This window comes from Vagococcus sp. WN80Y, from assembly GCF_059621045.1.
The window spans coordinates 1-25,759 of the sequence record NZ_JCAQHY010000121.1 but is presented as its reverse complement, the minus strand read 5'-3'; the positions used below and the strand labels follow the sequence as shown (position 1 = coordinate 25,759).

The window sequence follows — 25,759 nt, the reverse complement described above, 5'->3', positions numbered from 1 at the left end:
AACAGATACCTAGAAAAAATTTGTATTCTTCTCTAGGTTTATTTATGTTGCATTAAAAATCACAACAAACAATTTTAAAATAGTTCAGTTTTTACTTGACCTTTTTATAGCTGGCTTATCCCTCTTTATAGGCTATCTATATCCTGCTGCATAATCGTGAGTATCTGTTGCTAAATTATTTTATGGGATGTATATAGATAACTTTCGTAAAAAATTAACGACTCCAAACATCTCACGATAGATTAGTCTTTCGCCATCATTCTTTGACTCGCCATCACAATATCTTCCACCTGTGGAACAGCCATTCGTTCCAAATCTGGATGATACGGAATCGGTACCTCTTCTCCAGCCAATCTTACAACGGGAGCATCCAAGAAATCGAAGGACTCATTTTCCACAATCACACTTGCTAACTCAGCACTAAAGCCACTGCGTTTGACCGCTTCAGTTACCACAATAGCACGTCCCGTCTTTTTAACAGAATCAATAATTGTTTGCTTATCTAAAGGAACAATTGTCCGAGGGTCAACCACTTCAACCTCGATCCCTTCCTCAGCTAACTTCTCAGCAGCCTCTAACGCTTTATGCACCATAATCCCTGTTGCAACAATCGTGATATCTTTCCCTTGGCGTTTAATATCCGCAACTCCCAAAGGAATCGTGTATTTCCCCTCTGGCACATCACTACTTGTTTTATAGCATAGTTTATGCTCATAAAACATCACGGGGTTATTATCCTCAATCGCCGCATGAAGTAAGCCTTTAGCATCATAAGCAGTTGCAGGCTGAACCACCTTCAAACCAGGTATATGTGCTGTCCAGTTTTCCAAGCTCTGGGAGTGTTGAGCCGCAGCCCCAGTGCCAGAACCACCTGGTGTCCGCATGACTAACGGAATCTTCGCCTTACCGCCATACATGTAATGAATTTTAGCAGCCTGATTCACAATTTGATCCAACGCAATCGTAATAAAATCCGAAAATTGTAGCTCATACACTGGACGCATCCCTGTCATAGCGGCCCCAACAGCCATCCCGGCAATCGCACTCTCAGAAATCGGTGTCGAACGTACACGCTCCTCACCAAAAATTTCTACCATACCACGAGTCACGCCAAACGCGCCCCCATAAATCCCAATATCCTCACCCATTAAGAAGACATCTTGATCCTCCATCATCGACTCAGTCAAAGCCTCTCTTACCGCCTCTAAATATGTGATCTCACGCATCAAACTTCCTCCTTAATTAAGAGCTTTTTTGGCTCGGTCATCGCTGACAGACCTTTAGAAAAAATCGAGGGAAATGCTCTTGATTCCCTGTTATTTTTATCTAATATCCGATAAGATGAGACCAAAACAGCTCACTCTCTGCATCACTAATTAGCGTATACATCCTCATAAAGTGCACTTGCTTCTGGCATTTCGCCTGCTTCAGCAAACGCAACTGCCGCTTCAATTGCTTCCTTGGCTTCAAGACGAATCGCTTCGGCTTGTTCTTCAGTCATAATCCCTTCCTCAATGAAGCGTTCCTTAGCTAGTTTAATCGGGTCACGTTGCTTGCGCCATTCTTCTTCTTCTTCCTTCGTCCGATATTTTTTTGCATCAGACTTAGAATGACCTTTCCAACGATAAGTCAGGGCTTCGATAATGGTTGGCCCTTCCCCTCGACGGGCCTTCTCAACAGCCTCGTAAGTCGCATCAATAACTGCAATTAAATCATTGCCATCAATCGTTACTCCCTCGATGCCATAAGCTTTCGCCCGTTCACTCAAGCGTTCCACATGAGCCATTTTCTTAATCGATCCACTCATACCATACTGATTGTTTTCAATAAAATAAACCACCGGTAATTGCCAAATAGCGCCGAGGTTAATGGATTCATGAAAACTACCTTCATTGGTTGAGCCATCCCCTGCATAGCAGAGCGCCACTCGATCTTGTTGCTTCATCTTAGCGGTCAAAGCTGCCCCCGTCGCAATCGGATACCCACCACCAACAATCCCATTGGCGCCTAGATTCCCTGTTTCGAGCTCTGCAATATGCATCGAACCACCTTTACCTTTGTTCGTCCCATTTGTCCGTCCAAAGAGTTCAGCCATCATGCCGTTAACGTCCGTACCTTTAGCAATCGTCTGGCCGTGGCCGCGGTGAGTCGCCGTGATCCAGTCTGTTTGTTTTAGAACTGCACCACTTCCAGCAGCTGTCGCTTCTTGCCCAACTGCTAAATGGGTCGTGCCATGAATTAATCCCCGAGCAAATAATTGGTCAACCTTCTCATCAAAAAAGCGAATGGTCCACATCGTTTTATATAGCTCTAATAATTGTTCATCTGTTAAATTTGCTTTATTCGCAATTGACACACTCATTAAAAATTCCCCTCTCGCATCTCTAGTCTATCCGTTCTTAATCACTCTTCTTTAGCAGTGATTTTGCCGTCGTAGCGTCTGTGACCAAAATATCAACCAAGCCAGCCTGAATCGCGGCATGGATTCCATCAATTTTATCCTGTCCTCCTGCCACCGCAATGACATTAGGAATTTTCTTTAAATCCTCTAAATCCAACGTTAAAACCCGTTGATTCCAAGCGCAATCAGTTAAACTCCCATCAGAATTGATAAAATTATAGCAAATATCCCCTACCACCTCTGAGTTGTCCTCAATAACTGAATTATCTACTTCATTGATATAATATTTTGTCATAGTAGAATAGACAGGCAAACCGCCAATTCCAACTAATGCAATATCTGCCTGTCGAGCCAAATTGAACGACTCCTTGATAAAGGATTGATCCATAAACACTTGCCTCGCTTCAACAGAATCAACCACCACCGGTGCATGTAGCTCCGTCCGAATTCCACCTGTTTGTTTCGCCAGCATCTCACAAATCACGTTTGCTTGATGGTTTGTATGATCAGAACCTAGGCCTCCGACCAAAGGCACAAAAGTGACAGACGACATCTGTAAATTAGTCGAAAAAGCCACAGCAACCTCCTTGGCCGTAGTCCCTGCCGACACTCCAACAATCGAATTAGGTTTAATGATTCTCGCTAAATATTTTTCAGCCGCACCACCCAGTCGCTTTTTCAATTGCGACTCCCCAGTTGGTGAAATGCAGATCACATCTTTCAAATTAAATACTCGTTTCAACCGTTCCTCTAATTGCCGATAAGGATGAAGTTGTTCATCGTGAATAATAATCTCCACTAATCCCGTATCTCGCGCTTTTGATAAGTACTTAGAGACTAGAGAACGACTAATATTGAACTTTTTCGCAACGTCAATTTGTTTAGCACCTTCTTCATAGTACATGTGAGCAACTTCAATCAACAATCTAGAATCATCTGAATAAGCCATTCTCTTCTTCCTCTCTTGTCTCTTATACAAACGGGAGTGGCGCTCTTTAGCAAAGCCACTCCACTTCACGCTCAATCACACCAGTTACCGACTGACTACGGATTGTAAGTAAAACTGATTTCGTCCCCGACTTTAATCGTTGGAACTTGATTAGGTTCAAGGGAGACCGATCCTGGCAAAAGCTCTTGATCAGGTGCTAAGTCAAAGTAAAAAGACGCATGCCCCAGCTCTTTTAAACTATTATTCGCTAGATTGCCAATGTCTTTTACTCGATACTCCTGATCACCAAAGCTGATTTTACTTCCCACTTTAAGCAAGTCTGATGATGGTTCTGCTTGATAGTCGTGTAACACACAGACCTCCTTTAAGCCTTCTGGTGCCGTAGTGTTAAACAAAATAATGATCGGCTCCTCCTCAAAGAAAGCAAATTCTCCAATTTCTTTTACAATTGATTTCACCATTAATGGTTCCCCCTTCATTAGTTAAACATTAGCTAAATGTTTGATCCTGTAATTTTCTTAATTGCCAAACAGTTGTAGATTGATCCAATTCAACATCATCTTCTGTAATAAATGTCCCCATTGAAATATCACGTCTAGCCACGACAGTTCCAGAAATTAAACCAATTGGAATGTGTCCGCTGGCCTTCATATCAACATGAGTTTCTAGAACCCCTCTAACGCAGTAACCGCCGATGCCGTCTAAGCGTTCACCTGCTTTGATATTTTTTTTGGTAACTGCAACAGTTTCTGACACTGGAGCGCCCATCGGGACTATCGCATGATCATTACGAATCACTGCTTTTGCAATAGTTAGTGGTGTTTCTAAGCTAGCTAAATGATACGGACGATATAAAATATGATGATCCTGATCGCCAGCTTTCATCAAGTAATTCAACTCATGTCTTACGCCTTCGTTTTGGCCTTTTACAATGACAAAAACGCCTGGAGCTAAGCCATCTACATATTCAACTACGCCATATTTATCTAAAACGCCGCCTTCAGATTTCAAGCGTAGCTTTTGAACCACATCGTCTAAGGTTGCTGAAATACCATGCATTCCCACTTTATCTGGAATAAAGCCAATCGCATTTGACAACAGATTCATTTCCGCCATTGTTTTAGTTCCGTCTTGGAAGGCAGCTAGCATATGTGAAGCCATCGCCTTACTATCAGCTTCCTCTTGACATGTATCAGGATTAGCACCAATACGTAATTTATTATTTTTTCCTTTACCAGCCACGACGACTTCCATCCCCATTGACTTAGCAAACTCATATAACTCAGTTGTAGCTGCCGGCTCGTCGCCATCAGAACCTGTATAGACGATTCCTGCCGAATTAAACAATTTATGCATCAACGGTCCAATCGTAATATCAATTTCAACATTTAGTAAGACAAGTTGTTTTTTTGCGATTAAGGCCTCTAACGCAATCTTCGCGCCAACCTCAGGAACACCTGTCGCATCTACAATAACCTCAACTTGATCAGAATGAATAATTTCTTTAAAGTCAACGGAGGTTAGAACCTTGTTAGCCCGTTCAGATGATGCTAGGTAAGCATCTGCCGCTTTTTGAGCATTTCCCAGATTGATGTCGCTAATTCCCGTTACAATCATTCCAGGAATCGAGCTGATTTGAGCGATCATACCAAATCCCATCTGACCAGCACCAATTACACCTACTCGAATTGAATTGCCCTCTTTTTCTCTTACTAAAAGTTCTTGATAAATTGTCATGTTCCTTCCTCCTCTTTCTTATGAGTCCGCTCTTTTCTTCGAGGCCCTTCTCTCTATTACTTAATCACTCAAAAATAAGGGCTACTCTTAAGTCATTAAGTTGATAGAGAATAATAAGATCGGAATGGTCATCCTAAATCTCCTATCTATGTAGAACAATAATTAGATAGAAGATTCTTTGTTGCAATTATTTTTCATCTATTAGTTAGTCCATTTCTTTTCAGAAATCCTAATGACGAAAAACAGGCTATTTAACATATGCTACGTGTATAATCATATGACACACTGAAAGCATACAATTAATCGGAACCGCTGTCAATAAGTTCAAGTGAAAAATCAAGCGGATTCAAACATTGTCACAAATGAGTTTTGCCTCTTTTTTCACAAGTGTAACATATGTGAAAAGCAGTGGTAAAATTTACAAACTTATTGACTTTTACTTTTTTACTGTTTAGGATACAGTTATAAAACGTTTCCAAATTAAGTAGATTAGGAGGGAAAAAATGGAATATTGGGGAATTATTGCATTACTCGTCAGCTGTTGGGTATTGCAAGTGTTTATGGGAATGAAACAAACAAAACATTATCAAGAAAATTTAAACGACGTTAAAAAACTTCCTGTCGGTCACATCGGTGTCGGAATAGCCAAAGCCAAATTCAATGTTGGCAGTGGCGTCATCATGATTGTTGCAACTGATTTGAATGGGACTATTATTGACTTACGTCAAATGAAGGGTCTAACAGTCTTCTCACGTTTTAAACAAAAACAAAGCCTAATTGGCAAACAAGTGAATGAGCTTGAACCACTTATTAAGAAAAAAGAGCTCAGTGCATTTGAACAAGCTCTGTCATTAATCAATGAAGAGCGCGCCAAAGCAAAATTAGCCGCTTTACCTATTTAACTCATAGAATTGGAGGAATTATACAATGGATTTTTTAGTCAAATTAGCAGAGGGCTTTATTGGAATTTTTAATGCAGGTGGCGAAAACCTGATGGGGCTTGTCACAGGAATCTTACCCACGTTAATCGTCTTGTTAACCTTTGTTAACGCTTTAGTCGCAATGATCGGTGAAGACCGTGTAACAAGCTTTGCTAGAATGTGCACCAAAAATATTATCTTACGTTATTCTATTTTCCCTTTACTCTCAGTTTTCTTTTTAACCAATCCAATGTGCTACTCGTTTGGACGCTTTTTAGATGAGAAGCAAAAACCGGCTTTCTACGATTCAGCCGTGTCACTCGTTCACCCGATTACAGGACTTTTCCCACATGCCAACGCAGGTGAATTATTCGTATGGACGGGAATTTCTTCTGGTCTAACAACACTAGGCTTATCTATTATGCCCTTAGCCGTTAGATACTTTATTGTCGGATTAATTGTTATTTTAATCCGAGGAATTGTGACGGAATTATTAACTAAAGCCATGTGGAAAAAATCTGACGCAACAGCGACTAATCAATAGGAGGACGTATTATCATGACGAAACAAGTAATTGTCTCAAAAGGATCAAAAGGGTGGGGCGGTCCCTTAACGCTTGAAAAAACCGATACAAAAACAGTTGTTGCCTCTGTTACAGGTGGCGGGATTCATCCTGTCGCTCAAAAAATTGCAGATAGTCTTGGCGTAATGGCAATCGATGCCTTTAAAGAAAAAGTTGAACCTGAAAACATGATCGCAGTCGTGATTGATTGTGGCGGTACGGCACGCTGTGGTGTTTATCCGAAGCTAAATGTTATGACCATTAACCTTCATGCAACACCACCTGCTGGTCCACTAGCAAAATTTATCAAAGAAACAAACTTCGTCTCAGGGGTAACTGAAGCTCAAGTCGAATTACTCACAGCAGATGGCGCTACACCAGTTGAACCTGCGGTAACAGAAGAACCCATTGTAGAAAAAACTGAGCCTGTTAAAGAAGAAGAAGCACCAGCTGGTAAAGGCTTAACTGGCTTTATTACGAGAATGGGCCGATCAATCGGTCGGGTCGTAGGCCTCTTTTATCAAGCTGGACGTGATACGATCGATATTACCCTCAAAACTATTTTACCTTTCATGGCTTTTGTTAGTATGCTCGTTGGGCTAATTAACTATACAGGCATTGGCAACATTATCGCAACTGCTGTTAAGCCACTGACAGGAAATGTCTTTGGATTAATCATCTTAGCCTTTATTTGTACGATTCCTGTGATGTCACCTGTCCTTGGCCCTGGTGCAGTTATCGCTCAAGTCGTCGGAGTACTTCTCGGAGTTGAAATTGGTAAAGGGACCATCCCACCAGCAATGGCTTTACCCGCGCTCTTTGCAATCAACGCTCAAGCAGGCGCTGACTTTGTACCAGTTGGCTTAACTTTAGCTGAAGCTGAGCCTTATACAGTAGAAATCGGCGTACCTGCTGTGCTCTTCTCGAGGATGTTCACTGGCCCACTGTCTGTTTTAATTGCATGGGTTTTCAGCTTAGGCATGTATTAAAATCAATTAAAGAAGCCCCTCTATCTGTTATGGATAGAGGGGCTTTTGCTATTACTATTTATCGTTTAACAGCGCGTCTTCGGCAGCCATTTTAGCTTCGATATCGCTAATACTATAAACATTTTCACTTGCCACACCAATTTCTTTTGGCTCCATGTTACGGTATTTTGGCATACCTGTACCGGCAGGAATAATCTTACCGATGATAACATTTTCTTTCAACCCAAGAAGTGGGTCTTTCTTACCACGGATAGCCGCATCTGTTAGGACACGAGTTGTTTCCTGGAAGGAAGCCGCAGACAAGAAACTATTCGTTTCAAGTGATGCTTTAGTGATTCCAAGTAAGACTGGACGACCTGTCGCAGGTGTGCCACCTGAAATAAGCGTCGTGTAGTTTTCTTGCTTAAATTCAGCAATATCGATCAACGTACCTGGTAAGATGTCAGTGTCACCTGGGTCCATAACGCGAACTTTACGCAACATTTGACGCACCATTACCTCGATATGTTTGTCGCCGATTTCTACCCCTTGCATACGATATACTTTTTGTACTTCGCGCAATAGATAGTTTTCAACGGAAATAACATCACGAATTTGTAGCAATTGTTTTGGTTCAATTGATCCCTCTGTTAGTGGGTCACCGCGGTGAATAATATCCCCTTCGGCTACTTTCAAACGAGAGGTATAAGGAACAGCATACGTACGTGTATCTGTTTTCCCTTTGATTGTGATTTCTCTTGTACGAGTCGCAGCATCTTCAACGATTTCGCTAACGTCACCAGTTACTTCAGTGATCACGGCTTGCCCTTTAGGATTCCGTGCTTCAAAGATTTCTTGGATACGAGGAAGACCCTGAGTAATATCATCTCCGGCAACCCCGCCCGTATGGAACGTCCGCATGGTTAACTGAGTACCAGGCTCACCGATTGATTGAGCGGCGATGGTTCCTACTGCTTCACCAACTTCAACATCAAGACCAGTCGCCATATTACGACCGTAACAATGCTTACATACACCGTGTTTCGTGTTACATGTAAAGACTGAACGAATGGTAACTTTCTCAACACCAGCATCAATCACTTGTTTCGTTAAATCTTCAGTAATCATTTCGTTTCTCGCTACAATCACATCACCAGTTTCAGGATGTTTAATCGTCTTACGAGCATAGCGACCTAGAAGACGCTCTTCCAGTGTTTCAATGATTTCATTACCTTCTTTAATCGCCATTACTTCAAGACCTTGGTCAGTGCCACAGTCTTCCTCACGAATGATAACATCCTGAGCCACGTCAACCAAACGACGAGTTAAGTAACCAGAATCGGCTGTTTTCAGGGCGGTATCGGTCATTCCTTTACGCGCTCCATGGGTTGAGATAAACATTTCCAAGACCGTCAAACCTTCACGGAAGTTTGAGATAATCGGTAATTCCATGATTCGACCATTCGGTGCAGCCATCAAACCACGCATACCAGCTAACTGAGTAAAGTTAGAGATATTACCACGGGCACCAGAGTCACTCATCATAAAGATCGGGTTTTTGTCGTCTAAGCTTTCCATCAGTTTCAACTGGATAGCATCTTTGACTGCATTCCAAATCCCGATAACACGCTCATAACGCTCGTCATCTGTAATCAGACCACGACGGAATTGTTTCGTGACGTTCTCAACTTTTGTATGAGCTTCTTCAATCATTTCATGTTTTTCATGTAAGACCACGATATCAGCAATCCCTACGGTCATACCCGCAATCGTTGAGTGTTTATATCCTAAGTCTTTCATTCTATCTAACATTCTAGAGGTTTCAGTAATCTTAAAGCGTTTGAAGACCTCAGCAATGATATTCCCTAAATTTTTCTTCTTGAATGGGCCTAATAAAGGCTGCTCTTTAATGTGAGCGGGAATATCCGAGCCGTTTTCAACAAAATACTTATCAGGTGTTTGAATCGTTAAGTTATAATCAGTTGGTTCGTTTAAATAAGGGAACTCTGGCGGCATAATTTCATTGAAAATAGCCTTACCAACGGTTGTAATTAATGTACGCTCACGTTGCCACTCAGTGAAAGGTTTTTCTGGCATTGAAGTTGTTTGCAAGCCGATACGTGTATGTAAATGGACATAACCATTTTTCCAAGCTAATTCAGCTTCTTCTACATCACGGAAAATCATGCCTTCACCTTCACGACCATCCTCTTCCATCGTCAAGTAGTAGTTACCCAAGACCATATCCTGAGACGGCGTTACAACTGGTTTACTATCTTTCGGATTCAAGATATTTTGAGCTGCAAGCATCAACATACGCGCTTCTGCTTGTGCTTCTTCGTTAAGAGGAACGTGAACCGCCATTTGGTCTCCATCAAAATCGGCATTGTAAGCTTCACAGACAAGTGGATGCAAACGAATCGCGCGACCTTCAACTAAAACAGGCTCAAATGCTTGGATTCCCAATCTATGCAACGTCGGTGCTCGGTTAAGTAAAACTGGGTGTTCCTTGATAACATCTTCAAGAACATCCCATACTTCATCTTCCTGACGTTCGATTTTACGTTTTGCATTCTTAATATTGCTGGCAATTTCACGGCCAACTAATTCATGCATAACGAATGGTTTGAATAATTCGATGGCCATTTCTTTCGGCAAGCCACATTGGTACATTTTTAAGTTAGGACCTACGACGATAACCGAACGACCAGAGTAGTCAACCCGTTTACCCAGTAAGTTCTGACGGAAACGACCTTGTTTCCCTTTAAGCATGTGAGACAAAGATTTCAATGGACGGTTACCCGGCCCAGTAACTGGACGGCCACGACGACCATTATCAATCAGCGCATCAACTGCTTCTTGTAGCATTCTCTTTTCATTTTGAACGATAATATTTGGTGCCATTAAATCTAATAAACGTTTCAAACGATTATTACGGTTAATTACACGACGGTATAAATCATTCAAATCACTTGTTGCAAAACGACCACCTTCCAATTGAACCATCGGACGTAAATCCGGCGGAATAACTGGAATAACATCCATGACCATCCAGCCAGGCTCATTGCCAGAACTGCGGAAGGCTTCTAACATGTCAAGACGACGAATCGCCCGAGTCCGTTTTTGACCAGAGGCTGTTTTTAACTCTTCTTTTAATTCAAGAACTTCTTTTTCTAATTCAACGTCATCTAATAACCGTTTAACTGCTTCAGCACCCATCCCAGCTTGAAAGCCTTGACCGTACTGATCGCGTTTTTCACGGTATTCGCGTTCGGTTAGTAATTGTTTCTTCTCAAGAGATGTATCCCCCGGTTCAATGACAACATAAGACGCAAAGTAGATGATTTCTTCCAAAGCTCGTGGGCTCATGTCTAGAATCAGACCCATTCGACTTGGAATCCCTTTGAAATACCAAATATGTGACACAGGTGCAGCTAATTCAATATGAGCCATCCGTTCACGACGAACTTTAGAACGAGTGACTTCTACGCCACAGCGGTCACAGACGATTCCTTTATAACGGATTCGTTTGTATTTTCCACACGCACATTCCCAATCTTTTGTAGGTCCAAAAATCCGCTCGCAGAAAAGACCTTCACGTTCTGGTTTCAGTGTCCGGTAGTTAATTGTTTCCGGCTTTTTCACTTCACCATATGACCAGCTTCTGATTTTTTCTGGAGAAGCTAAACCAATTTGCATGCTTTCGAATTTATTTACATCGATCAAAAGGTGTTCCCTCCATTTCATGTTAATAGCTTTTGGGCTGCAGCTGAAAATCAGGAAACAGGGTGAGGATCCCTCACGCGTTTTTCTCCTTTTTCAGCTGACAGCTTGTAAAAGCTAGTCTATTTATACTGACAAAAAACAGTGTCTGATAAGAATAATTATTCAAGTGTGCTGCATTTCGGCAATTTCTCTCATCCAGTTTAATCGAAAAGGCCGATTAGACTTAAGTTTCGAGATATGCTCATCTCAAAACACTCGTTGTCGCAGCTTATTCTTTCTCTGCGTTTTTTGCGGCTTGTTCTTGGGCGTATTTGGTTAAGGCGTCAACTGTGATTAAGTCGTCTTCCTCGTCGTCCATATCGCGCAATTCTATTTCTTTTTCGTCTATGTCAAGAACTTGCATATCTAGTCCCAACGATTGTAATTCTTTAACCAATACGCGGAATGATTCTGGTACGCCTGGTTTTGGAATTGGTTCACCTTTGACGATAGCTTCGTATGTTTTCACACGTCCGACTACGTCATCAGATTTGTATGTTAGGATTTCTTGTAAAGTGTAGGCTGCTCCGTATGCTTCTAAGGCCCAAACTTCCATCTCCCCAAAACGTTGTCCACCAAATTGCGCTTTACCACCAAGTGGTTGTTGCGTAACAAGTGAGTATGGTCCTGTTGAACGGGCATGTAATTTGTCATCAACCATGTGAGCAAGTTTCAGCATGTACATAACACCTACTGATAGACGGTTGTCAAATGGCTCACCGGTTCTACCATCATATAAGATAGTCTTGGCATCTTTAGCCATCCCAGCTTCGCGAACAGTTGACCAAACATCTTCCTCGTTGGCACCATCAAATACTGGTGTCGCAACGTGGATACCTAGTGATCGAGCGGCCATCCCTAAGTGTAACTCAAGAACCTGACCGATATTCATCCGTGATGGTACCCCTAATGGGTTCAACATGATGTCAACTGGCGTACCATCTGGCATAAATGGCATATCTTCTTCCGGCATAATACGCGAAACTACCCCTTTATTACCATGACGTCCGGCCATCTTGTCACCTTCATTGATTTTACGTTTTTGGACGATGTAAACACGAACAAGCATATTAACACCAGGTGATAATTCATCACCTGCTTCACGAGTAAAGATCTTCACATCATGAACGATTCCGCCGCCACCATGAGGAACGCGGAGAGACGTGTCACGAACTTCACGAGCTTTTTCACCAAAGATTGCATGCAATAGGCGCTCTTCTGCCGATAATTCTGTTACCCCTTTAGGAGTGACCTTACCAACAAGTAAATCGCCATCTTTGACTTCAGCACCGATCCGGATAATACCCATTTCATCTAAATCTTTCAGCGCATCTTCACCAACGTTAGGGATTTCCCGCGTAATTTCTTCAGGTCCTAATTTGGTATCACGTGCTTCTGACTCATATTCTTCGATATGGATAGAGGTATAAACATCATCTTTCACCAAACGACGGCTCATGATGATCGCATCCTCGTAGTTATAACCTTCCCATGTCATAAAGGCAACTAAGACGTTTTGACCTAAAGCCATTTCGCCTTCTTCCATTGATGGGCCGTCAGCTAAGACATCGCCTTTATCAACTTTTTCACCTAATGTCACAATCGGACGTTGGTTATAACACATACCAGCATTTGAACGACTGAATTTAGTCGCTGTATATTTATCTAGAGTCCCATTGGAACGACGCACACGAACTTCACTTGCATCAACGTATTCAACCACTCCATCATGCTTACAAACTAAAGCCGAACCTGAGTCATGGGCTGCTTTATACTCCATCCCAGTTCCCACAAGTGGTGAACGAGGCTGAACCAAAGGAACCGCCTGACGCTGCATGTTCGCACCCATCAAGGCACGGTTGGAGTCATCGTTTTCCAAGAAAGGAATACACGCTGTCGCTACCGCAACTACCTGTTTCGGTGATACGTCCATGTAGTCGACTTTATCAATACTTACTTCCAAGTTTTCACTTTGAATACGTGCCATAACAAGGTCTTCTGCAAAGCTGCCATCTTCATTAAGAAGTGAGTTAGCCTGCGCTACCATGTAGTGATCTTCCTCGTCAGCAGTTAAATAATCGATATGCTCTGTTACTTTGCCTGTTTTACGATCAACGCGACGATACGGCGTTTCAATAAAGCCATATGGGTTTATTTTTGCATAACTAGACAAGCTGTTAATCAAGCCGATATTCGGACCCTCAGGCGTTTCAATCGGACACATTCTGCCGTAATGCGAGTAATGCACGTCACGAACTTCATAACCAGCGCGGTCCCGAGTCAAGCCACCGGGCCCTAAGGCTGATAGACGACGTTTATGAGTCAACTCACCTAGTGGGTTAGTTTGGTCCATAAACTGTGATAACTGTGACGAACCAAAGAATTCTTTGATTGATGCCACAACTGGACGAATATTGATTAACTGTTGAGGTGTTAAGGTCTCAGTATCTTGAATTGACATTCTTTCACGAACCACACGCTCCATCCGAGCTAAACCAATACGGAATTGGTTTTGTAATAATTCCCCAACTGAACGAATACGACGATTACCTAGATGGTCAATATCATCCACGTTACCGATGTCTTCTTGTAAATTAAAGAAATAGTTCATTTCTGCAATCACATCTGCTGGTACAATTGTTTTTTCTGATGCTGGAATTTGACCGTTACCAATCACATTTACAATCCGCTCAGGGTCTTTTGGTGAGAACACACGAATCGTTTGAATCGTCATCGGTTCAGTTACAACACCGTCTTCTGTTGGATAGAAGGTTTCATTGTTTAAACCAGCGTCTAAGTGTTCTTCTAGTTTTTCCATGACTTCATGACTAATCACTGTGCCACTTTCAACTAAAATTTCACCAGTTTCTGGGTCAACTAAAGTTTCAGCCAACGTTTGATTTAACAAACGAGTCTTCAAGCTTAGTTTTTTATTCACTTTATAACGACCAACACTTGCAAGGTCATAGCGTTTTGGATCAAAGAAGCGAGCATTCAGTAAGTTACGAGAACTGTCCGCAGTTTTAGGCTCTCCAGGGCGTAGACGCTCGTAAATATCTTTTAAGCCTTCCTCCGTACGAGAATCCGATGCGTTTTTATGAATATCTTTTTCTAACGTTAAACGTAAGCTTTCATTTTCACCAAAGATTTCCAAAATCGTATCATCTGAGCCGAACCCTAAAGCACGAACTAAGACTGACAAAGGAATCTTACGTGTCCGGTCAATCCGCACATAAGAAATATCTTTCGCATCTGTTTCCATCTCCAACCATGCTCCACGGTTAGGAATCACAGTCGTCCCAAAGCTGACACGACCATTTTTATCAACTTTACTATTGTAGTAAACACCAGGTGAACGAACTAATTGAGAAACAATAACACGCTCTGCCCCGTTAATAATAAAGGTACCCATTTCTGTCATTAGTGGGAAATCGCCAAAGAATACTTCTTGGGCTTTGATCTCACCTGTTGTTTTGTTGTCTAGACGTAAAGTAACATGAATCGGCGCTGAATAGTTTGCGTCATGAGCGCGGGCTTCTTCAACGGTATACTTTGGTTCCTTTAATTCATACCCGACAAACTCCAGTGATAATTTATCACTAAAATCTTTGATTGGTAAAATATCTTCAAACATCTCTTTCAGACCTTCGTCTAAAAACCATTGATAAGAATTTGTTTGAATTTCAATCAAATCTGGTAATTCTAATACTTCACTGATACGTGCGAAACTTCTACGTTCGCGATGCTTTCCGTATTTGACTATGTGTCCAGCCAAGCTCTTCACCCCTCTGAAATTTTCTCAAAACACCATCTTAATGTCATTGATGTTACAAATATTAATATTTGTTAACAAAAATATTACACCAGCCTTTTTAGGCAAAAAAAAACCAAAAATAGAACTTTCTCTTTTTTTTGAGCTTCTACTTTTGTTTTCCTATTAAAAAATGCAGAATGGACAATATTTCACTCGACATTTTCGTGATTTCAGATAGCTTTTGCAACTAATTATTTTAAACCTTTTTAGCACTCTTGTCAATAGTCCTTCGCTACTTTTAAATAAAGAGGGGCGATTTCCTCATTCATCGACCACCTTTTTAAGAATGTTTGTAACATTCTTTAGCAGACCCTCTCATACCTCCTTCCACAAAAAAAGACCACTTGTGGCTCGGTAAATTGTCCCCTCTGTAAGTTACTGCTGACAAACGTGATATTAAGAAACTAATAATCTTTTTTTGAGTCCTTGATAGCTCTGCCTTTCAACACAAATACAGACTACTTTTTCACAATTTACAGGCGACTGTGCAGTTTTAGAACTGTCTTCATCACCCAAAACGAGTTACTATTATGCTAGAAACCAAATGATGGAAAGTAAGAAGGCGGAAATTTATGAAATTAACCGATAACTGGAAAGATGGCACGCTCTATTGCGCAGTAATTAATACCGACCATGGACAATTTACAAGAGTTTTTTCATTTGATGCCCATCTAACTGAAGAAGAGTGTTCACAGATTCTTTTACACTCGCTACCTGGCATTCTTTCAATTGAAGCTTTCGATGAGTGGGGATCTGTTCTGACCTTAAAAGCCAAAAAAGCGCCAACCCCTTACTTTATTGAGGCTATCGAAGAAAAATATCTGACTCTACTAGAGCTAAACTCGGCGAGTAAAGCAACGCTACTGCAGGAACTACTGAATGAAATCGAAGCTGGTTACGCTTCTTTTCCATTCAGTGAGTTAGTAGTTGAACAGGATTCAGCCGAAGCGCTACTTTATACCAAAATCAAAGCAGCAAGAGATCCCGCACTGGACTCTTACTGATCGATTTATATTTCCCCACTTGAATTCATAAATTTTATTAACGAACTGAAAAAAGAGACTAGCAAGGAAGTCTGGACTTACCTCATCCAGACTTCTTTGCTAGTTTCTCTCCCCTATTCCTTCACACTTTGCAAAATAAAATAACCTTTATCCTTTGTCACTGTTTCCACATTACCAAAGACCTCTACCATTTTTTTAGCTGCACTTGGTGCCCCTTGCTTCTTTTGAATCACCACAGTCAAAGTACCACCTGTCACTAATCGCGGATACGCACCTGCTAGGATTTCATGAATGACTTGCTTGCCAGCTCTAATCGGCGGATTACTTACAATCGCAGCATAAGCGGTTCCCGTAACCCCCTCATAGCTTGTTGATTCGTAAATGGTAACATTTTTTATTTGGTTCAACTCAGCATTTTTACGAGCCAATTCAAGAGCCCGTTGATTGACATCAACCATGTCAATCTCACGCTCAGAACTCGCAGCGAGAGCCAATCCAATCGGCCCATAACCGCAGCCAACATCAAGAATGGGGCCAGCTGGTAAATTTTCCTCAGAAAAAACCTCAATAAGCACTCGTGAACCAAAATCGACCGTCTTTTTTGAAAAAACACCACTATCTGTCATAAAGCGAAAGGTCTTCCCCTTCAAATCAAATGTCCACTCAGAAATATCATGAGGCGTACTCGGTTGGTTGGTATAATAATGATTATTCGTCAAAGTTGTCACTCTTTCTCTTCTAATTTTTTATGGAGTTCTGACACGATCAACTCAGCTAAAAAATCATAGCCCGTGACTGAAAAATGAAGACCATCCTCTTGCAAGAACTCTTCTTCTCTCCCAGTTTTGACCATCTCATCCAGAACATTGATAAACGGTACCTTTAGCGCCACCGCTACTTCTTCTGCTGCGGCTGCAAATTTAACCATCCGTCCTAAAGGGCGATCTAATTTTCGATTTCGTTGACTCGTATAGGGTGCTGATAGTAACAAAACCTTTTCAGCACCTATTAAAAGGATGATCTCCTGTAACTTCTCCTTGTACTGCTCAACCGACATTAGTCGATGGATCGCCGCGTCATTTGCCCCAAAAAAGACTGTCACATAATCAGGCTGATAGCGCAAGACGAACGTCTCGATTCGCGCTAAACCATCAATCGTTGTGTCTCCCGGAATTCCCGCATTGATCACCTCAAACTCTGGAAATCCTTGCTGCACCCTTGTTGTCAGCAAATCGGTTATCTCATTTTCGTAGTAACCAGCCGTAATACTGTCACCGAAAAGAACTAATTTGTGCACCTCAGTCATCCTCACTCTCGTATCTATGTTATAATTCAGCTAATATCTGCTGATTTCATAAGAGGGCTTTCCTATCTGATAAAATCAGCAGATTCATCTAGTTGTTTAAAATAGACATCTAGTTACTAATCATATCTCATAATAGCATGACAGAGGAGTTTTGAATATGTCTAATATAAAATTTTGCCGCGAATCGCGCGTCATCCAAACCCATCGCGTCTTTCCCACGGATTTGAATTCTCATGGTACCCTTTTCGGTGGCAAACTCATGGCCTTAATTGACGATACTGCGTCAATCTCCATTACCCGCCACTGCCGCCGCAATGCAGTCACAGCCTCAACCGACCGCCTAGATTTTCTCCATCCAATTGGTGAAAATCATTCCGTTTGTGTGGAAACTTTTATTTCTGGTACAGGAAAAAAATCAATGGAAGTCTTCGCAAAAATAATTGGCGAAAATCTTATAACTGGTGAACGTTACTTGGCCGCTACCGCCTTTATGACCTTCGTCGCAGTTCCCTCAAAAGAACAACCTGAAAAAGACTTCACCGTCCCAACTGTTCAACCAGAAACGCAAGAGGAGAAAATGATCTGTGCGGGGTATCAAGAACGCCGCGCCCACGGCCTAAAAGAATTGGCCTTTCACGAAAAATTCTCAAAAACCGTATCATTAGATGTCCCTTGGAAATAAAAAATGAGAAACTCTTAACAAAATTTGATTTCTCACCGAAAAAGTAAGATATTTAGCCTATTTTATGATAAAATAAGGCCATTAGGTTTTTTCCAATTGTAATGGTCGACGGAGGCTCTGACACTATGAATAGCTCAAAGAAACATTATCAATTTTCACGAGAAGAGTGGAAAAAGTTTTACCGTAATGGTATCCCTCCTCTCACTGAAGAAGAGTTACAAGAAATAAAAAGTTTTAATGACCGTATATCCTTACAGGATGTGCAGGATATTTATATGCCACTCACTCATTTGATTCATATTTATATGAAAGAATACGAATCATTACAGCTGAGTAAGGGCTTGTTTATGCAATCTTACCAAGGTCATACGCCATTCATTATCGGCATTGCTGGAAGCGTAGCTGTTGGTAAAAGCACCACCGCGCGTTTGCTACAGATGATGCTTTCACGAACGTTTAAACGCCGAAATGTTAAACTGATTACGACAGACGGTTTCTTATATCCAAACTCAATTTTAACAGAGCGAGGGTTGATGGACCGAAAAGGATTTCCTGAAAGCTACGACATGGAGCTCCTAATTGCCTTTCTTGATCAAGTCAAAAGTGGCAAAGAATCCATTGAAACACCGGTTTATTCTCATGACATTTACGACATTATTCCAGAAAAAAAAGAAGTAGTCAATGAACCCGATATCTTGATCGTCGAAGGCATTAACGTTCTACAGCTGCCGATGAATCAGCAAATCTATATCAGTGATTTCTTTGATTTTTCTCTTTTTGTTGACGCTGAACCAGAGTTGATCGAAAAATGGTATTTAACTCGATTTGAAGCTCTTCTAGATACGGCCTTCCAAGTTCCCGGAAACTTTTATTATCCCTATGCGATTGGCCCTCGTGAGGAAGCCCTCGACATGGCTCGAAATGTCTGGAAAGAGGTTAATCTTAAAAACCTAGAAGAATATATCCTGCCAACACGCAATAATGCCGATGTGATTTTACATAAAACCCACGGCCATGAGATCGACACTGTTTCACTAACTAAGTATTAACAAGCGAGCACTAGCTTGCTTTATATAAAAACTAATTAAAGATAAGGGTGAAGTTACGTGACAAAGGTTGCCGACATGACAACATTAGAAAAAGTAATTGTATTAGACTTTGGTAGTCAATACAACCAATTAATTACACGCCGCATTCGCGAATTTGGGGTTTTCTCTGAATTGATGAGTCATCGCATTACGGCTGAAGAAATCAAAGCCATCGCCCCTAAAGGAATTATCTTTTCTGGCGGACCAAACAGTGTTTACGGCGACAAAGCATTTAAAATTGACCCGGAAATTTTCAAACTTGGCATTCCAATTTTAGGCATTTGCTACGGCATGCAGCTAATGACCCAAGAATTCGGTGGTGTTGTGGAAGGCGCAAGTAAAAAAGAATACGGCCAAGCCTTTATCGACATTCAAAATACAAAAGCTGGTCTTTTCAATGGCTTACCTGAAAGACAACAAGTTTGGATGAGCCATGGCGACTTAGTAACTAAGGTTCCTGAAGGCTTTAAAGTTACTGCGACAAGTACTGATTGTCCGATCGCTGCAATGGAAAACACTAAATTAAACTTCCATGCTGTTCAATTCCACCCAGAAGTTCAACACTCTGAGTATGGTAACGACATTCTACGCCACTTTACTTTTGATATCTGTGGTTGCTCTGGTGACTGGTCAATGGGAAGCTTTATCGACATCGAAATCGCAAAAATTCGCGAAACAGTTGGCGATAAAAAAGTTCTTCTTGGCTTGTCTGGCGGCGTTGATTCAAGTGTTGTTGGAGTTCTATTGCAAAAAGCGATTGGCGACCAATTAACCTGTATCTTCGTAGACCACGGCTTACTTCGTAAAGGTGAAGCCCAACAGGTCATGGATAGCTTGGTTGGCAAGTTTGGCTTAAACATCGTCAAAGTAGACGCTCAAAAACGTTTCTTAGATAAGCTGGCTGGTGTCACTGATCCAGAACAAAAACGTAAAATTATCGGCAACGAATTTATCTACGTCTTCGATGATGAAGCAACTAAGCTTGAAGGCATTGAGTTCTTAGCTCAAGGAACTCTTTATACTGACGTGATCGAAAGTGGAACAGAAACAGCTGAAGTGATCAAATCACATCACAACGTAGGTGGCCTACCTGATGACATGCAATTCAAATTAATTGAACCATTAAACACATTGTTTAAAGATGAAGTTCGCGCTCTTGGAACTGAATTGGGTATGCCTGATTCAATCGTTTGGCGCCAACCTTTCCCTGGACCTGGTCTTGGGATTCGAGTTATTGGTGACATCACTGAGGAAAAACTTGAAATCGTTCGTGAATCTGATGCTATCTTGCGTGAAGAAATCGCGGCAGCTGGTCTAGATCGTAGCATCTGGCAATACTTCACTGTTTTACCCGGTATCCGTAGTGTGGGTGTTATGGGTGACGGCCGAACGTATGATTATACGGTTGGGATTCGCGCGATTACGTCTATCGACGGAATGACAGCCGATTTTGCTCGAATTGATTGGGACTTGCTACAAAAAATCTCCGTGAGAATTGTTAATGAGGTGGCTCATGTGAACCGCATCGTGTACGATATTACGAGTAAACCACCTGCAACTGTTGAGTGGGAATAAAGAGCCAACATAATAAGGATGGGGAATGCCGATAAATCAACGTTTTTCAACTTTTAAAATGCTTGATTTTCATTGAAAATGATATGGTTCCCTACCATTTTCCCTACCAAAAACCCCTGTCAGGATAACGCTTGACAGGGGTTTGTTTTTTATGAGCCTACTTTTTATAGCATCCTCAAATTGTTTTCTTTATCTGGCTCTAATATTTTCAAAACATAAGATATACCCTGCAAAATCTCCCCAGCGTTTTCTATCTTCTGACGAGCCAAGTTTTTCCATCCAACTAGTGTCTAGTTCTAATTGTTCAGCTAGCTTATGGAATGCCTTTAGATTGATCATAAATGTATTGTGATAGCTAGTTCTTAATTTGTCCTTCTCCTGTTTCTCTTCCCTAGAAAAATAATTCCAGTTAGTTCTCATATTAGAATACACTATAGCTGAATCTATGACTTCTTTCCATAGCTCATGTAAATATTCATCTTTGCATTCTAATACATTAAAAATAGAGTTGTAAATTTCTAATGCTTCTTCGAAAGATATTGAATCATTTTTTTGTAAGTAGGTGTTATAATCAAACACTCAATCATCTCCTTTTGATATTCTTGATAAATTTACTACGATTAAATATAAAAATTATTTTAGAATCCCCCTGAAAAGATTATGGTAATGAACCGATTTCCTCTAATGAAATGAAATCTTCAAATGACGGAATTGATTCCCAAGAATTACTGTAGCCATGAGAAGGTTGAATTTTTTTGATTTTTTCTTTCAAAGTAGTTTCATTTACCCCAAGAATAGGGAGAATCTCATTTAAATATTTTTTTGATTTCATCGAGTTGACGATATTTAGCCGACTGTTTAATCTTTCTTTATAAATGTATGTTAGCGGAAACCATGAATTATAGTTAACAATAGGATTAATTCTACTGATGTAATTAAGAAATATATCCATCTCAACTATATCTTTAAACTCTTTTTCAGTTGATCTCTCTTTAATTAAATCTGCTGTGATGGATATTCTGTTACTCTCTTTTTCAATTTTCCCACTAAAAATAAAACTTGTTGGATGTCTAAAAGTAACGAAAGAGACATCTCGATAACTGGATTCATCATAATAAAGATGATTAATCAAGGCAAACATTATATCCCATCTTTTGAATTTTGCTGAAACAGAATTAGCGATAATAAATATTTCTATAAGTAAAAACCTTATAGATTCTGGGCTCAAACTATCATTAGACTCTTTTCTAGAAATTTGATAAATTTTATTGTTAAATTCTGTAAAAAAATCTACCAAAAACTCACTTGTAGTCTGCGTATCTTGAACCAAAATATTGATTACTCTCGTAAAAGATTTCCTGAACGGGAGTGACTCATGGATCATTCTAATAGCCGCTTCATCGGGTTCTTCATTTTCATTTTGTATAACAGTTAGCTTATCTAAATCATCCAGAAAGAAATCAAAATAATCCTTAATAGCAAAAGATAGTCGGTGACTGGATTTATCAAGAGCTTTTTCTACCAATTCTGCCTTTCTTTCAACCTCAAAAGTATCTACAGCTTCCTCTAATAGAAAAGAAGGTATTTTACCTATTGCTGGCTTTCTTAAATCAGGTTTTTCGAAGATTTCTCTTAATAACTTTTCAAAATTCTCTTGATAAGTAGTTTCACTCGATAAATCAATATACATTCTACTTTTGGCATATAGAGGAAGAAACTCTTTTCCCGTTTCTAAATCCCTTTCAAAAACGATAGGAATAAATCGATTTTTTCCCAAATCATCATATAAAGACGGGGTAATAATTTGAGTTTCTGTACCTACCCCACCTTTCCTATCATCAGCTTTTTCAGTATACAATTTATCTGAGATTATTAATACTCGGTTAATAGAATCATCCTTTACCATCTGTTCCATAAAATCGTACTTATCCTGTCCTACTTTTAAATCCCAGACGTCTAAAACTACATCCACTCCAGAACCCATTAGAGATTTCGCCAAATCTAAAACTTTTTGTTTGTGCTCATCACTCGTCCAACTATATGATATAAAAACTTTTTTCGTTTCAAGTATTTCCAAAATCCTCTTCCCCTTTACATTGTTTAATCAATAATAAGATATACAACTCTTAAATATAATTTTCTATTCAAAATACTTCCAATCTCAGCTCACAATACATTTAAGAGTATTTGATTTTCTTTAGCATATTCATCAATTAAAACTTTTGTCACACTTGTTCTCATATACTGATCCTTAACATTTTTGTATATGATGAATGCAATAATATCTTCTTGCTGATTCAACGAAAGTTTAGAAAAATCTGTTTCTTTCATGAAATTATCCATGAGAACAATGGTATTTTCGATATCAAAATATTTACTTATATATTCATAATCAACATTCCACGTATCATAAACAAAATTGCTAGAAGCTTTACCATGACCAATTAATAAAGAAATTAACTTGGCTGTATCTAATTTTGTTTCTTTCAACCTTGAGATTAAACTATTAAAAAACTTTCTCGTTTCTTCTTCATCTGATTTCTCTAACAAATATTTAATATACATGAAGTATTTATCATTAATTATCTCATAAATATCCGAATTTAATATCTGTTCAAAAATTAAATTCTCCATCTCTATCAAATGCTCGAGAGATATTTGATAATAATCAATTTCTTTTTCTTTCCCATCCTCTAAATATCTGTTATGTTCATTTTCCAACATTAAAAGTATACTAGATTTTACACCTAAAGCTATATAATCATCTTCAAAAAACATTTCTACATATTTTTTCCTTACTTCTTCATTTGAGTATATTTGAAGAAAAGTTTGAACTAAATTCCTTAATCTCCATTCCCAAGGAAAAGAAAAAAAACTATCCTTATCTGGATCAGTCAATGAGTACCATATTTGCAGAATGTTTTTTACTAGCAAACCAAATCTTTCATTAGTATCATTTTTTCCTTTTAATTCTATAAAGAATGAATTAATGTGATCCAACAGTAGATTAGTTTTTCTATTTGCATCAATATTCATAATAATATCTTTTAAACTATTTTCAGAAGCACTAAATATTAAATGGTCAACTTGTGACAAAGACAGACCCTCGTCTAAGCTAAGAGAAAAGTATCTATCAAAAAAATTTTTGTCAGAAATACGTCCGCTTTTATTCGAAGATGGGTATGATATCGATTGTTTCTTATACGTTTCTCTAATTTTAGGGAACAATATTGACAAAATACTCAAAACACTAGCTTTATTCTTTTCAGATAAATCATCTATTAGGTTATCACAAATACTTTTAAGTTCGTCTTTTTGATCCTCAGCAGATGAATACCCAACTGAAGTAAATGTAGTAAAATCACCACATAATTCTTCTTTATAAAAAGATAAGAAAGAATATATCTTAGGTTCAAAAACTTGTAAAGTAGTTATTCCTAAAAAATCAACTATGTTGATTTCATTTTGTAAAAATGAATACTTTAAACTTATTGTATTATTTAACCTTGCTACATCTCTCATACTTTTAAGTTTAGTTCTAATTCCATCATTAAATAGTATTGACCAATCATTTTTATCAAATTGGCTTTCAGGTATACTTTTTAGCGTTAATTCCAATTGACTTAGAAACAGATGTGTAAGCTTTGTTTCATTTATAACAGGCAAGTGGAATGGAATTTGAACTATTTTTTCTAAATAGGCTTCACCATTATTATTTTGCACTTCTCCAAGCGCACTAGTTACAATATCATAGTCAAAAGCTAACAAGTATATTGTATTTGGAAAATCAGCAATAGATTTAACTAGTTTGAAAACTGATTGAATTTCCGTATTTGATAATCTATCAATATCATCGATAAATATAACTACTTTTGAGTTAGATTCTTTTAATTCCTCTACAAGTGAATCTTTTATTGCTTGAAGATTTGCAGACTTCTTATCTGCGTCACCAGATATTTTTTTCCCAAAGGACTTTGTTATTTTGGATAATATGCTACCAGCAGTTCCTATTATAGGAATTACTGATGTCAGCTCAATCGCATCTCCAAAAAGTTGCAAATTTTCTCCAATTTTTTTTGTTTTTTTTGAGTCTTGTAATTTAAAAGTGCTTGATAGTTGACTAAAAAATTGGCTAATCAACTGGTTAGGATCAGTAAACATCCACGGATTGAACCTCAAAATTATTGGCTTATTCATATCTTCTTTGGTTAATTCCAATAAATTTTCTTCTATCATGTTTATTGTAGAGGTTTTTCCAGACCCCCACTCACCATAAAGACCAATATTAAAACTATCAAGTTGATCATACTTAACAATTGATTGTGCTAGCTGTGCAGCAAAGTTTTTTCGACCTAATAAATCTTCATCTAATGATTTAATTGGAACGTCTGAGTTTAACATTTACTTTCCTCCATATTCCATAATTTAATTATTATATTTCGTCTCTACTATTATACCAATTATCTGTATAATTTCAGAAATATTTAACAGATTATCCAAAGAGTATTCATTTGTTAATCAATCGAATCAATTTCATAATTTCAATGCCTTGCGGCATAAGGGGTTGAATTAAATAAAAAAAGAGAACCTCCCCATTTTTGATATAATGTAAGTGCAAACAAAACATAATCAAAAAGGAGTGTCCTCTATGACTATTATATACCAACCGACGTTTTTAGACATTGAAATTTTATTAGAATTAGAACCCATTCAGCGATATAGGGAAATATTCTCACCATTACCGATTGAAAAAGTAGTAGCGTTGTTTGATAAAGACCATCGTGTTGGAAGACCTGTTACAGTTAACTATGAAGCAACGTTTAAAGCGTTTATTATTCGTTATGTAGAAGGGATTCCAACAATTAAAGCGTTGATTAAACGGTTGAAGGAAGATCTAGTATTTAAACTAAGTTTAGGGTTTCTCTATTCAGAGCGCATCCCTTCGGAAGCGACCTTCTCACGCTTTGCACATAAACTCACGACACATC

Annotated in this window: 19 protein-coding genes and 1 pseudogene; 8 read left to right on the top strand and 12 right to left on the bottom strand. The window is 39.3% G+C overall.

Annotation, left to right across the window (positions count from 1 at the left end; translation table 11 throughout):
- Positions 1–242: 242 nt before the first annotated feature.
- The 5 genes from AC5KOD_RS05335 to AC5KOD_RS05315 form a co-directional block, all read right to left on the bottom strand.
- Positions 243–1,226, bottom strand: a complete 984-nt coding sequence (locus AC5KOD_RS05335) for an alpha-ketoacid dehydrogenase subunit beta (protein ID WP_496913499.1) — start codon at positions 1,224–1,226, stop codon at positions 243–245.
- 146 nt (positions 1,227–1,372) lie between these two features.
- On the bottom strand, positions 1,373–2,362 hold the full coding sequence (locus AC5KOD_RS05330) for a thiamine pyrophosphate-dependent dehydrogenase E1 component subunit alpha (RefSeq protein ID WP_496913498.1): 990 nt from the start codon (positions 2,360–2,362) through the stop codon (positions 1,373–1,375).
- A gap of 37 nt (positions 2,363–2,399) precedes the next feature.
- Positions 2,400–3,350 (bottom strand): sugar-binding transcriptional regulator, encoded by a 951-nt coding sequence (locus AC5KOD_RS05325; RefSeq protein ID WP_496913497.1) that lies wholly within the window; start codon positions 3,348–3,350, stop codon positions 2,400–2,402.
- 95 nt (positions 3,351–3,445) lie between these two features.
- Positions 3,446–3,811 (bottom strand): PTS glucitol/sorbitol transporter subunit IIA, encoded by a 366-nt coding sequence (locus AC5KOD_RS05320; protein ID WP_496913496.1) that lies wholly within the window; start codon positions 3,809–3,811, stop codon positions 3,446–3,448.
- A 28-nt stretch (positions 3,812–3,839) separates the two neighbouring features.
- Complete coding sequence (locus AC5KOD_RS05315) at positions 3,840–5,087, bottom strand: NAD(P)H-dependent oxidoreductase (protein WP_496913495.1); 1,248 nt, start codon at positions 5,085–5,087, stop codon at positions 3,840–3,842.
- A gap of 503 nt (positions 5,088–5,590) precedes the next feature.
- Between AC5KOD_RS05315 and AC5KOD_RS05310 the strand changes: the two genes are divergently transcribed.
- The 3 genes from AC5KOD_RS05310 to srlE are packed head-to-tail and all read left to right on the top strand — an operon-like array spanning position 5,591 to position 7,558.
- Positions 5,591–5,989, top strand: coding sequence for a transcriptional regulator GutM (locus AC5KOD_RS05310; RefSeq protein ID WP_496913494.1), 399 nt, complete (start codon positions 5,591–5,593; stop codon positions 5,987–5,989).
- Positions 5,990–6,014: 25 nt separating this feature from the next.
- Positions 6,015–6,551 carry a PTS glucitol/sorbitol transporter subunit IIC gene (srlA, locus tag AC5KOD_RS05305; RefSeq protein WP_496913493.1) on the top strand — a complete coding sequence of 179 codons (537 nt, stop codon included), beginning with the start codon at positions 6,015–6,017 and terminating at the stop codon, positions 6,549–6,551.
- 14 nt (positions 6,552–6,565) lie between these two features.
- Positions 6,566–7,558, top strand: coding sequence for a PTS glucitol/sorbitol transporter subunit IIB (srlE, locus tag AC5KOD_RS05300; RefSeq protein ID WP_496913492.1), 993 nt, complete (start codon positions 6,566–6,568; stop codon positions 7,556–7,558).
- A gap of 54 nt (positions 7,559–7,612) precedes the next feature.
- On the opposite strand, the gene rpoC is transcribed toward srlE, so the two are convergent.
- Both rpoC and rpoB read right to left on the bottom strand, forming a co-directional pair.
- Entirely contained in the window at positions 7,613–11,263 is a 3,651-nt protein-coding gene (gene rpoC, locus AC5KOD_RS05295; RefSeq protein WP_496913491.1) for a DNA-directed RNA polymerase subunit beta', read from the bottom strand.
- Between the two features lie 271 nt (positions 11,264–11,534).
- Positions 11,535–15,077: pseudogene (gene rpoB / locus AC5KOD_RS05290) on the bottom strand (DNA-directed RNA polymerase subunit beta); the annotation flags it as partial.
- Between the two features lie 611 nt (positions 15,078–15,688).
- On the opposite strand from rpoB, the gene AC5KOD_RS05285 reads away from it, so the two are divergent.
- Positions 15,689–16,120 (top strand): hypothetical protein, encoded by a 432-nt coding sequence (locus AC5KOD_RS05285; protein ID WP_496913490.1) that lies wholly within the window; start codon positions 15,689–15,691, stop codon positions 16,118–16,120.
- A 113-nt stretch (positions 16,121–16,233) separates the two neighbouring features.
- Here the strand turns inward: AC5KOD_RS05285 and AC5KOD_RS05280 are convergent, their stop codons facing one another.
- Positions 16,234–16,839: a class I SAM-dependent methyltransferase gene (locus AC5KOD_RS05280; RefSeq protein ID WP_496913500.1), complete on the bottom strand. Its 606-nt coding sequence runs from the start codon at positions 16,837–16,839 to the stop codon at positions 16,234–16,236.
- Between the two features lie 5 nt (positions 16,840–16,844).
- Positions 16,845–17,417 carry an SGNH/GDSL hydrolase family protein gene (locus AC5KOD_RS05275; RefSeq protein WP_496913489.1) on the bottom strand — a complete coding sequence of 191 codons (573 nt, stop codon included), beginning with the start codon at positions 17,415–17,417 and terminating at the stop codon, positions 16,845–16,847.
- Positions 17,418–17,583: 166 nt separating this feature from the next.
- On the opposite strand from AC5KOD_RS05275, the gene AC5KOD_RS05270 reads away from it, so the two are divergent.
- From AC5KOD_RS05270 to guaA, 3 genes are all read left to right on the top strand, one after another.
- Positions 17,584–18,108, top strand: a complete 525-nt coding sequence (locus AC5KOD_RS05270; protein ID WP_496913488.1) for an acyl-CoA thioesterase — start codon at positions 17,584–17,586, stop codon at positions 18,106–18,108.
- A gap of 125 nt (positions 18,109–18,233) precedes the next feature.
- Positions 18,234–19,157 carry a type I pantothenate kinase gene (coaA, locus tag AC5KOD_RS05265; RefSeq protein WP_496913487.1) on the top strand — a complete coding sequence of 308 codons (924 nt, stop codon included), beginning with the start codon at positions 18,234–18,236 and terminating at the stop codon, positions 19,155–19,157.
- Positions 19,158–19,214: 57 nt separating this feature from the next.
- Positions 19,215–20,771, top strand: coding sequence for a glutamine-hydrolyzing GMP synthase (guaA, locus tag AC5KOD_RS05260; protein WP_496913486.1), 1,557 nt, complete (start codon positions 19,215–19,217; stop codon positions 20,769–20,771).
- A 189-nt stretch (positions 20,772–20,960) separates the two neighbouring features.
- On the opposite strand, the gene AC5KOD_RS05255 is transcribed toward guaA, so the two are convergent.
- The 3 genes from AC5KOD_RS05255 to AC5KOD_RS05245 all read right to left on the bottom strand — a co-directional run bounded on the left by AC5KOD_RS05255 (position 20,961) and on the right by AC5KOD_RS05245 (position 25,172).
- Positions 20,961–21,350: a hypothetical protein gene (locus tag AC5KOD_RS05255; RefSeq protein ID WP_496913485.1), complete on the bottom strand. Its 390-nt coding sequence runs from the start codon at positions 21,348–21,350 to the stop codon at positions 20,961–20,963.
- A gap of 79 nt (positions 21,351–21,429) precedes the next feature.
- A complete protein-coding gene (locus AC5KOD_RS05250) occupies positions 21,430–22,848 on the bottom strand; it encodes a toll/interleukin-1 receptor domain-containing protein (protein WP_496913484.1) in 1,419 nt (472 codons plus the stop codon).
- An 89-nt stretch (positions 22,849–22,937) separates the two neighbouring features.
- On the bottom strand, positions 22,938–25,172 hold the full coding sequence (locus tag AC5KOD_RS05245) for a KAP family P-loop NTPase fold protein (protein WP_496913483.1): 2,235 nt from the start codon (positions 25,170–25,172) through the stop codon (positions 22,938–22,940).
- 247 nt (positions 25,173–25,419) lie between these two features.
- On the opposite strand from AC5KOD_RS05245, the gene AC5KOD_RS05240 reads away from it, so the two are divergent.
- Positions 25,420–25,759: transposase family protein (locus AC5KOD_RS05240; RefSeq protein WP_496913482.1), on the top strand; the 340-nt coding region annotated here is incomplete at its 3' end.